Origin of the sequence: Ancylobacter dichloromethanicus (assembly GCF_018390645.1) — a bacterium.
In the GTDB taxonomy this organism is placed as follows: domain Bacteria; phylum Pseudomonadota; class Alphaproteobacteria; order Rhizobiales; family Xanthobacteraceae; genus Ancylobacter; species Ancylobacter dichloromethanicus.
The window spans coordinates 1-7,789 of the sequence record NZ_JAHBGC010000002.1 but is presented as its reverse complement, the minus strand read 5'-3'; the positions used below and the strand labels follow the sequence as shown (position 1 = coordinate 7,789).

Here is a 7,789-nt window from a genome sequence, read left to right as displayed (position 1 = left end):
CCATGAGGGCGTCGGCGAGTTCGAGTTCGATCTCGTCGAGAAGATCGTCGGCAGACTGCTCGCCTGCGACGTCGCCGGCGGCGCCCGCGCGACCCATTTGGTCGCGCGTTGCGAAGTACTCAGCCGAGAGCCGGGCGACGTCGTCGAGGGCACAGACCGTGTGCGCCAGGGCGATGATGTGATGCACAGAGACGCCGAACGCTTCGCGCGTGCTGGTGTGGTTGACGATTTTGCGCGCGGTCGCGCGGACCTCGTCGAGCGTGACGATGACGGGCTGCTGCTCGTTCATGCCGCCGCTCCCTTGCAGTGGGTGGCGTGCGGGCACCCGCCACGGCAGGCCCGATAGAGCGACGCCCGAAGGCTGCTCGTCGCTGCGAAAGGCCGCCCCTGTTCGTCGAGGCAGCGGTCGCGGCTGATCTCGCCGAGCACCGGGCAATCGACGGTGGCGCCGAGATAGGCACCGCGCACCAGCTGCTCGATGCGGTCGAGCCGGCCGGCATAGTTGTTGGCCAGTACATGCGATATCTGCGAGCCGGAGACGCCGAGGCGGCGGGCGACCCCGCTTTGCGTCTCGCGCTGGCAGGCTTCCGCCAGGGCGACGATCCAGTCAGGGGCATCGCCCCAGGCGGCGCGCGCTTTTGCGGGGAAGTCGGGCGAGGCAGCCATCAGACCACCTCCTCGGCCGTGGCGGCCGGTCCCATGACAACCTGCCGATTGGCGTCCCACACGAACTTCGTGCGCATGATCAGGGGCGGCAGGGGGCCGGTGTTCATGGCCGGCTTCAGGCGCCAGATGGCCGGCCGGCCCTTGCGGCCGGCTTTCGCCTCCTGGACGACGACGAGGTAGCCGGCGCCGGCGAGACGCTTGATGTAGTCCTTCGCCGCGACCTCGTTGACGGTCACGACGTCGGTGGACGCAGCGAAGGCGATCTCCTTGGCGTCGAAGGTCGCCAGCGAGCGCATGGCGCGCCACATCTGCTCATTGGCGGTGGGCTGGCACTCGGAGCCGTCGCGCCGCAGCCGCGGCGCCTCCGTCCGCCGGTCGAGCAATCGATAATAGGGGACCGGCGTCGGGCCTTTGCGCCGGTGCTCGACGACGTGCGCGAGGCCGGCGCGCACAAGGCGGGAGACGTAAGCCGACACTTCGCGCCGACCGGCATTGCTCTGGCCGTCGACATCGCTCACGCACCAGGGCCCCTGCGCGTCGAACTCACGGATGATCGCCCAATAGGCGGCGTGGCCTCGGGGCACATGGACGGCCATCTCGGCCATGGCGAGGGTTGAATGTCGCGCCATCACGCCACCGCCAGCTCAATGTCCCGCCGCGCGCGGGGGGCCTTCGAGGTGTAGAACTCGGCTCGCCCCCAGGCGGAACGATCGACGGCCGTGATGCCGCGATTGCGGGCGATTTCCTGCACCTGGGCGAGATTGACGACGATGCGGCGGGCGCGTCCCTGGCTCTGCCGGCGGATTTCGTCGAGCAAATCCTCGGATATCGTCAGGTTGGGGCAAAAGGCGTTGGCAAGGTGATGCGCGTCCTCGATGTCGCAAGGCTGCGCCGGCATCCAGTCCAGCACGCGGTTGGCGACGCGCTCGATGCGCTCCAGCTTCGTGGGGAGCTTCTCCTCGCCGATCAGCAGCACCGGGGCGCCGGAGTGCTCCTGAAGCTCGCGGACCAGCTCGATGTAGCCCTTGTCGACGATCTTGTCGGCCTCGTCGACGATCAGCGGCCGGCGCGGGTTGTCTCCGAGCGCCGCCTTGGCGCGCTCTGCCATGCCGGAGATCGTTCCGCGAGGCTCGACGCCAAGCTCGATCAGGACCATCCGAAGGAATGTCGCCCGCGTCCAGCTCTCGCCGACTTCGACGCGCACGGCGCGGGTCTTGTTCTGGCAGAAGATCGACGCATAGGTCTTGCCATAGCCGGACGGGCCGTAGCAGACGCCGATGCCCGGCAGGTGGGGCGAACGGTCGATGAGCTGCGTCGCCAGCGTCATGAACGCGGCGACATTCTTGAGGGCGATCGGTCCATTGACCTTCGGAATGGCGACAGTCATTCTCGTCTCCTTCAATTCGACTTCAAAGCCCGGCTTCGGCCGGGTTTTCTTCTTCCAGCGGGTCACCCCAGGTGGCGGCGTAACCCCGGTATTCCGGCCCCTCGCGGTAGCCGCCGAGCCACATCAGGTCGGCCGGATTGACCGGCTCCCCGGCCTTGAGGCGCGCGGCGATCGCGCCGGCGCGCTTCCACCGGTCATGAGCGGTCTCCGCCCGGCGGAGCGGGGCCACGTTCTCCTCGGCGAGCAGCTGACGCTGCATGTCGATGACGGAGGCGGGCGTCGGCCGAGGTGCGGGCGCCGTCATGGCGTCCGTCGCAGCGGCGATCGCCGGCGTGGAGTGGGCCTCTTCCCGTTTCGGGAAGGCGATCAGCGTCCCCGCCTGCGCCGTGGACTGGCGAAGGATCGCGTCGGCAAAGTCGCGGGCCTTGAATTTCGTCTTGCGCAGCTCGGCCGTGCCCTCGGCCATGAAAGCCTTCTGTGCCGCCTGGGCGCGGGCGACAGCCTCGGCCGGGTCGACACCGGCGAGTTCGGGGGCGATAGCCTCGCCGAGGAAGGTCTCCCCGGCGGCATCGAACAGGTAGGCGCGCCCCATGTCGGCCGGGTCCATGCGCACGAGCACCTCGGTGCCCGGCATCACGCCGGCGGCGATGTAGAAGGTGCGATCGATTTGGACGCCTTCCTTGCCGACCGTGCGCAGGCCATTGCGGCCGGCGACGGGCGCGAGCAGCATGTCGAGCGCGCGGGCGTCGACGCTGCGGATGGGCGTGCGGTCGGCGCTGGCGACCTGGAACGGCGTGGCGCCGTCGAGGCCACGGTGAGGCCGGTTGGCGTAGCGGTCACGAGCCCAGCGATCGCAATAGTCCTGCAACTCGGCCGGCGTCAGGTCGACCGAGAACGCCTTGTCGACGTCGGTGCCGAGGCGCTGGGCGAATGCCTTGCGGCCCTCGATGGCCTTCCTGTCCGCGACGGAATGCCCGACAAAGCCCGGAAGCGTGCGCATGAGGTCGCGCTGCAGCGTGCCGATGGCGCGCTCGACCGTGCCCTTCTGCCAGGGCGAGAAGGGGGCGGAAAGCTCGACATCGATGCCGAGGGCGGCGAGCACGCGTTGGGTGAATTTGGCGACGAAGTCGGAGCCGTTGTCCGTCTTCACCCGCTCCGGCACGCCCCATTCAAGGATGGCTCGGCGCATCAGCAGGCCGACCGCTGTCGATGAAGGCGTCTTGGAGACGAAGACGATCATCCGTCGCGAGAAAACGTCGACTGCCACATAGACGCTGTGTCGCCCGTCCTTCGTCAGGACGTCAGCCGGCGAGGCGTCAATAGTCCAGAGTTCGTTGCAGCGGCTCACCAGATGCGCCGAACGCCCCGAAACCCGCAGCCTGTTCTTGAAGGCGTCGGGATCGGTGAGCGCCAGAAGCTCGGCCGAATAGGTCTCGCGCCACCTCTTCAGGACTATTTGAAACGTCCGCGCGGACGGCACCGGCGCCTGTGCATGGCCGACGTCGAGCGTGGAGCCGAACCGGTCGACGACTATCGCCCGGATATGGTCGCCGGAAAGATACGAGTTCTTCGCCATGGCGGCGAGGATGGTGTTGCGCACGGCGCCGCCATTGGCGACATCGAGGGCGCCGCGATTGCGTCGAGCGGCGCCCTTGTCGACCGCAAGCCGATGGGTTTCGCCAGCCTTTCGGGCGGCGCGCCAGCGGAACAGGGTGGCGCGGGCAATCGACTTCACGGAGGCACGGACCCACGGCGCAACCTCTATCGCGCCGGCCGAATAGGCGGCGCAGAAGTGAGCATCCGCCTCTCGGCGCGAGAGACCGCTATCGGCAGTGAAGCGGTCGAGCGCGGCAAGGATCACCAGCCGCGCATCCCGCTGCTCGGCCGCACTTTGCGAGAGCTCCTGCGCCTCGGACTCAGCCTCGGCATCGGTCATGAAGGAGGCGGGCAGGTCGACGGCAGCGATCTGGCGGCGGGCAAATTCGACGCGAGCACCTTCCGGAAGGACGGCGAGCGGATACTCGCGTCCGCCGCCAGCGGCGGCGCGGGAGCGAAACGACCATCCGTCCGCCTTGGCTCGCCGGACAATGCCGCTTTCGGTTTCCGGCAAACCCGGCAACTTCTCCGCCGCCCATCCTGCCGCTGTCTTCCAGACCTCGCTCATCGGCCGCGTCTCGCGGCTTCGCGCTCGGCCCATTGCAGGGCGCCCTGCGGCAGGGAGCGCTTGAGCGCCTCCTTGCGTTCACGGATGCGCTTTTCCTTCAGCTCCAGCATCATCAGCTCGCCCAGCGCCGCCGCCTCCGAGGGCACCACGCGATGGTCACAAGCCTCCGCGACCAGCGTCAGCAGCCGGGCGTCGTCCGTCACGCGGATCAGCGCCGGCAGGGCTTCCAGCGGGAAGCGCCAGTCCTCGGCGCTCGGCGCGCAATAACGGTCGAGCATCGCCTTGGAGACCTCGCGGTCGGGATCGAGGCGGCTCATTTCCGCGGCGACGGCGAAACGGTCGAGCCCCTTCGCCTCCCTTGCGACAGCCAGCGTCTCGACCAATGCCTCGCGCAGCCGCAGGCCGAAGCCGGGAAGGCTCACCGGAGGCTGCGGCAGGTCGAAGAAATTCGCCTGGGCGGGGTCATGGACGGGGCGACGGGCCATTCTCAGCGCCCCTCCCCATGAGCGGCCGCGTCGTCGGCCGCGAGGTCGCGCAGCATCTCAGCCGCCGTGGCCTTCAGCGTCGTTCCGGAAGCCGCGGCAATCGCTTCAAGGTGGCGATGGGTGTCGACATCGAGCGAAAGTGTGATGCGGATCACCGGCGCCTTCGGCACCACGACGGCTACATCCTTCCAGGACCAGGCAGGGCGTTTACTCATCGCGCCCCCGCGAGAAAGGCGCCGGGCGGACGCGGCGTGCGGCAGCGCCCGCCCGGCAGTTTGGCTCAGGGAGGTTGCGGGTAGCCCCGCCGCCCCACCACTGGCGCAGGTGGCGCGCTTCCCCGATGCTCAGAGGTGCGAAAACCGAGTCGGGGGAAGAGGAATGGCATTCGGATTTGGGGAAGGCCTCAATGTATTCAGCGGCATGGTGTCGGCCGCGAAGACCGTTCGAGAAGGGATTCGCAAACTTTCCGGCGAAGTCGACCAGGAGATGCGGAACACCCTCAATTTGCAGATCGGCGACCTGATCGACGCAATGCAAGACATGCGGGAGCGCTACTCGGCGCTGTTCGACCGCATGCGCGAACTTGAACGCGAGAACGGCAAGCTGCGTGAGTTTGAGATCAATCGAGAGAACTACATCCTTGAGGCGATCGGACCTCATTCCTTTGCGTACACGGCCAAGGCTGACGGTGCCGTGAACAAGACGAACCCCCACCTCTGCACTCACTGCTTCGAGCGCAAGGTGAAGTCGATACTTCAGTTTGAAAAGCACGAGCCGCATACGGATATGCTCAAGTGCCACGCGTGCGGCAGCACGGCACACAAGAACGCCGACAGAGGGCCTGCCGTCATGTTCGCCGCCATGCCTCGGCGGGGTCTCTTCGAGTAGACCAAGGTCCGGCCGCAGGACCGCCGCTGAAGACGTGGAGCCCAGCAGCCGCAGGCGCAATGTCATGCCGCCCTCCCGAACTCTTCGGGTATCGGCATCGCGCACCAGAGCGCGGCGCCGGGCGGTCGGCGCAGTGCCGGCGAGGTGTTGAGCCACAGCGCGAGCCCCGCCGCGACATCGGCGTCGTCGACCGCCAGCACGCCGGTCCGGCTGGTCGCCTCGCCAATGATCATCAGCGCCCCGCCGGGCGCGGGCTCGCAGCTGACGGCGCCGCTCCAATAGGCGCAGCCGCTGCGATGTTCGGGAGCGAGGCGACCGATGACGTACATCACGGCGCCACCTCGCGCAGCGCGCGCTCCGCCAGCGCCATCACGCTGGGCCGATAGGCAAGGGGGCGCTCCACCTTCACGCCGAGGTCGGCGAGGGCGCCTTCGGGCAGGTTGCGCACGTCGTCAGCGACGATGCGCTCCGGCGCCCCCCACTTCGTCAGGGCCGCAGAAATGGCGCCCCATACCGCCGCCGTCCGAGAGCCGCCCGTGTAGTGCCCGAGCATGGTGCGCGAACGGACATCGACAACGGCCGCGAGCCAGGGACGACGTCCCTCAACGAGCACGTCGAGCGACTTCACGTCGACAACCCAGCATTCATGATGGCGCAGAGGCATCCCGGTCATGGCGCTCACCACCGGCCGAGGCCGGCGAGGACGTTCGCCGTGCCGATGACGAGGGTGGCGATGACGAGTGCCTGGATCAGCACGGCGTCATGGCGGCGGGACCGGCGGCAGGGCTGGCGGACAGTCGAGGCGGAAGAATCGCCGCCGGCCTGTTTCACAGTGGCTGTGATTTTCACAATGACCTCTCCACAGCGGGTGCGGTAGGTTGAGCGGGTGAACGGATGAAGCGCGGCCGGCGGCTGTCGTAGCGGCTGGGCCAGATTTCGCGGGGAGAACGGTCGAGCGCCTCGGCGATCGCCATCTCCCCGTGGAAGTTGGCTGAACGGCAGGCGTGGCGACACGCATGCTCAGGCAGGCCGTAGGCAAGAGAGAGGGCCGCAAGGCTGCCATATCGGGTCTTCCGAACGGCGGCCTTGATGTCCTCAGGATGCCAGTCGCGTGGGCTTCGTTTACGCATCGGGAACCTTGGAGCCCGGTCGGCCAGGACCGGGCTTTTTTGGGGGTGGTTTGCTTCTGTTCGGAGGAAGGATGTCACCGATATTGGTGATTTGCAAATCCTATTTCAGCGTCAGTCTCGCTGGGGCGCAAAAGCGACCGTGCGGACAGCATAAGCCGTTGTTTAAATACGATTTTGTATTAGGTCTGACGCCGTCAGTCCTGACAACCGAATTGGTCAGTGCTGAAGGGTCACGGGGATGACCGACACGAATCGAATCACCGATTTCGGCGGTAGATTCATTGAAATCAGGAAAGCGCTAGGTATTTCAAACGCGACCGCAATGTCGAAGCACTTGGGAATCGGCGTGAACGCCTGGCGCACCTACGAGGAGGGCGGCGGTACGCCGAGTTGGTCCACCCTTACGAAACTGGCCGATCTCGGGTTCAGCTTGAATTGGATACTCAAGGGCGCAGGTGACATGCGCGCGGATTCCGCTGGCAGGGCAGGCATACCGATAGATCGAGAGTTGATGGCGCGTGTCACCGACATGATCGCCCGAACCTATAAGGATATGGGTGCGACGATCTCGCCGGCCGATCTGGGGCGTCTATCTATCGAGAATTACGCGGAAATCCTGCGCGTTGCCGAGGCGCCGGAGGACTACGAGGCCCAAGTTGCGCTGGCTGGCAACCGCCTGAGGCGGTTGCTCAAAGAGTCGCCGCCCGGCTCCGGCAAACGCTCGGCCTCCGCCTCGTGAGAATGCTGCTTCTTGCCGCTACACCCCAAATGGTTGCACGATCTGTTGCAGCGCTTAAGCCGCTTTTATGGATAGGATGTGGTAATGGTTAACCGTATTGGCGCCGCATCGCGGGCCGTCTTCTGCGCCACTGTCGCCTGGCTTTTAGTTGGACCGGCACTCGCCAAGGACCTGGGGGGCGCTCCGTCCGATTTTGGCACCCTGTTCAACAAGACCGCATCTTCCGCCGACCTGAAAATTCGGGTCGCGAAGTCTAAGTGCCGGGATGAGGGCAAGGTTGTCTGCGCCTTTAGCAGCGGTGACGGGCTCGTAATTCTTGCCTCGTCAGAG

14 protein-coding genes are annotated in these 7,789 nt (G+C 66.6%); 3 read left to right on the top strand and 11 right to left on the bottom strand.

Annotated elements, in window-relative coordinates:
• The 7 genes from KHC23_RS00125 to KHC23_RS00095 form a co-directional block, all read right to left on the bottom strand.
• Positions 1 to 289, bottom strand: a 289-nt coding sequence (locus KHC23_RS00125; RefSeq protein WP_213368074.1) for a hypothetical protein, incomplete at its 3' end; no start/stop codon positions are given.
• Positions 286 to 666, bottom strand: a complete 381-nt coding sequence (locus KHC23_RS00120) for a helix-turn-helix domain-containing protein (protein ID WP_213368072.1) — start codon at positions 664 to 666, stop codon at positions 286 to 288. The genes KHC23_RS00120 and KHC23_RS00125, both read right to left, overlap by 4 nt.
• Positions 666 to 1,271 (bottom strand): hypothetical protein, encoded by a 606-nt coding sequence (locus tag KHC23_RS00115; protein WP_213368070.1) that lies wholly within the window; start codon positions 1,269 to 1,271, stop codon positions 666 to 668. Before KHC23_RS00115 ends, KHC23_RS00120 begins: the two co-directional genes overlap by 1 nt.
• A gap of 23 nt (positions 1,272 to 1,294) precedes the next feature.
• Positions 1,295 to 2,053: an AAA family ATPase gene (locus KHC23_RS00110; protein WP_213368069.1), complete on the bottom strand. Its 759-nt coding sequence runs from the start codon at positions 2,051 to 2,053 to the stop codon at positions 1,295 to 1,297.
• Between the two features lie 22 nt (positions 2,054 to 2,075).
• Positions 2,076 to 4,217, bottom strand: coding sequence for a DDE-type integrase/transposase/recombinase (locus tag KHC23_RS00105; protein ID WP_213368067.1), 2,142 nt, complete (start codon positions 4,215 to 4,217; stop codon positions 2,076 to 2,078).
• Positions 4,214 to 4,702, bottom strand: a complete 489-nt coding sequence (locus KHC23_RS00100; RefSeq protein ID WP_213368065.1) for a hypothetical protein — start codon at positions 4,700 to 4,702, stop codon at positions 4,214 to 4,216. The genes KHC23_RS00105 and KHC23_RS00100 overlap by 4 nt, the downstream gene beginning before the upstream one ends.
• Before the next feature lie 2 nt (positions 4,703 to 4,704).
• Entirely contained in the window at positions 4,705 to 4,917 is a 213-nt protein-coding gene (locus tag KHC23_RS00095) for a hypothetical protein (RefSeq protein WP_213368063.1), read from the bottom strand.
• Positions 4,918 to 5,080: 163 nt separating this feature from the next.
• On the opposite strand from KHC23_RS00095, the gene KHC23_RS00090 reads away from it, so the two are divergent.
• Positions 5,081 to 5,590, top strand: coding sequence for a hypothetical protein (locus KHC23_RS00090; protein WP_213368061.1), 510 nt, complete (start codon positions 5,081 to 5,083; stop codon positions 5,588 to 5,590).
• Positions 5,591 to 5,652: 62 nt separating this feature from the next.
• On the opposite strand, the gene KHC23_RS00085 is transcribed toward KHC23_RS00090, so the two are convergent.
• The 4 genes from KHC23_RS00085 to KHC23_RS24820 are packed head-to-tail and all read right to left on the bottom strand — an operon-like array spanning position 5,653 to position 6,720.
• Positions 5,653 to 5,919: a hypothetical protein gene (locus KHC23_RS00085; protein ID WP_213368059.1), complete on the bottom strand. Its 267-nt coding sequence runs from the start codon at positions 5,917 to 5,919 to the stop codon at positions 5,653 to 5,655.
• Positions 5,919 to 6,263, bottom strand: coding sequence for a DDE-type integrase/transposase/recombinase (locus KHC23_RS00080; protein ID WP_213368057.1), 345 nt, complete (start codon positions 6,261 to 6,263; stop codon positions 5,919 to 5,921). Before KHC23_RS00080 ends, KHC23_RS00085 begins: the two co-directional genes overlap by 1 nt.
• 5 nt (positions 6,264 to 6,268) lie before the next feature.
• A complete protein-coding gene (locus tag KHC23_RS00075) occupies positions 6,269 to 6,439 on the bottom strand; it encodes a hypothetical protein (RefSeq protein ID WP_213368055.1) in 171 nt (56 codons plus the stop codon).
• Positions 6,436 to 6,720, bottom strand: a complete 285-nt coding sequence (locus tag KHC23_RS24820; RefSeq protein WP_213368053.1) for a helix-turn-helix domain-containing protein — start codon at positions 6,718 to 6,720, stop codon at positions 6,436 to 6,438. The genes KHC23_RS00075 and KHC23_RS24820 overlap by 4 nt, the downstream gene beginning before the upstream one ends.
• Positions 6,721 to 6,958: 238 nt before the next feature.
• Here KHC23_RS24820 and KHC23_RS00065 point away from each other — a divergent pair, with 238 nt between their 5' ends.
• Both KHC23_RS00065 and KHC23_RS00060 read left to right on the top strand, forming a co-directional pair.
• On the top strand, positions 6,959 to 7,459 hold the full coding sequence (locus KHC23_RS00065) for a helix-turn-helix domain-containing protein (protein WP_213368052.1): 501 nt from the start codon (positions 6,959 to 6,961) through the stop codon (positions 7,457 to 7,459).
• Positions 7,460 to 7,543: 84 nt separating this feature from the next.
• A partial coding sequence (locus KHC23_RS00060; RefSeq protein WP_213368050.1) for a hypothetical protein occupies positions 7,544 to 7,789 on the top strand: 246 nt, incomplete at its 3' end.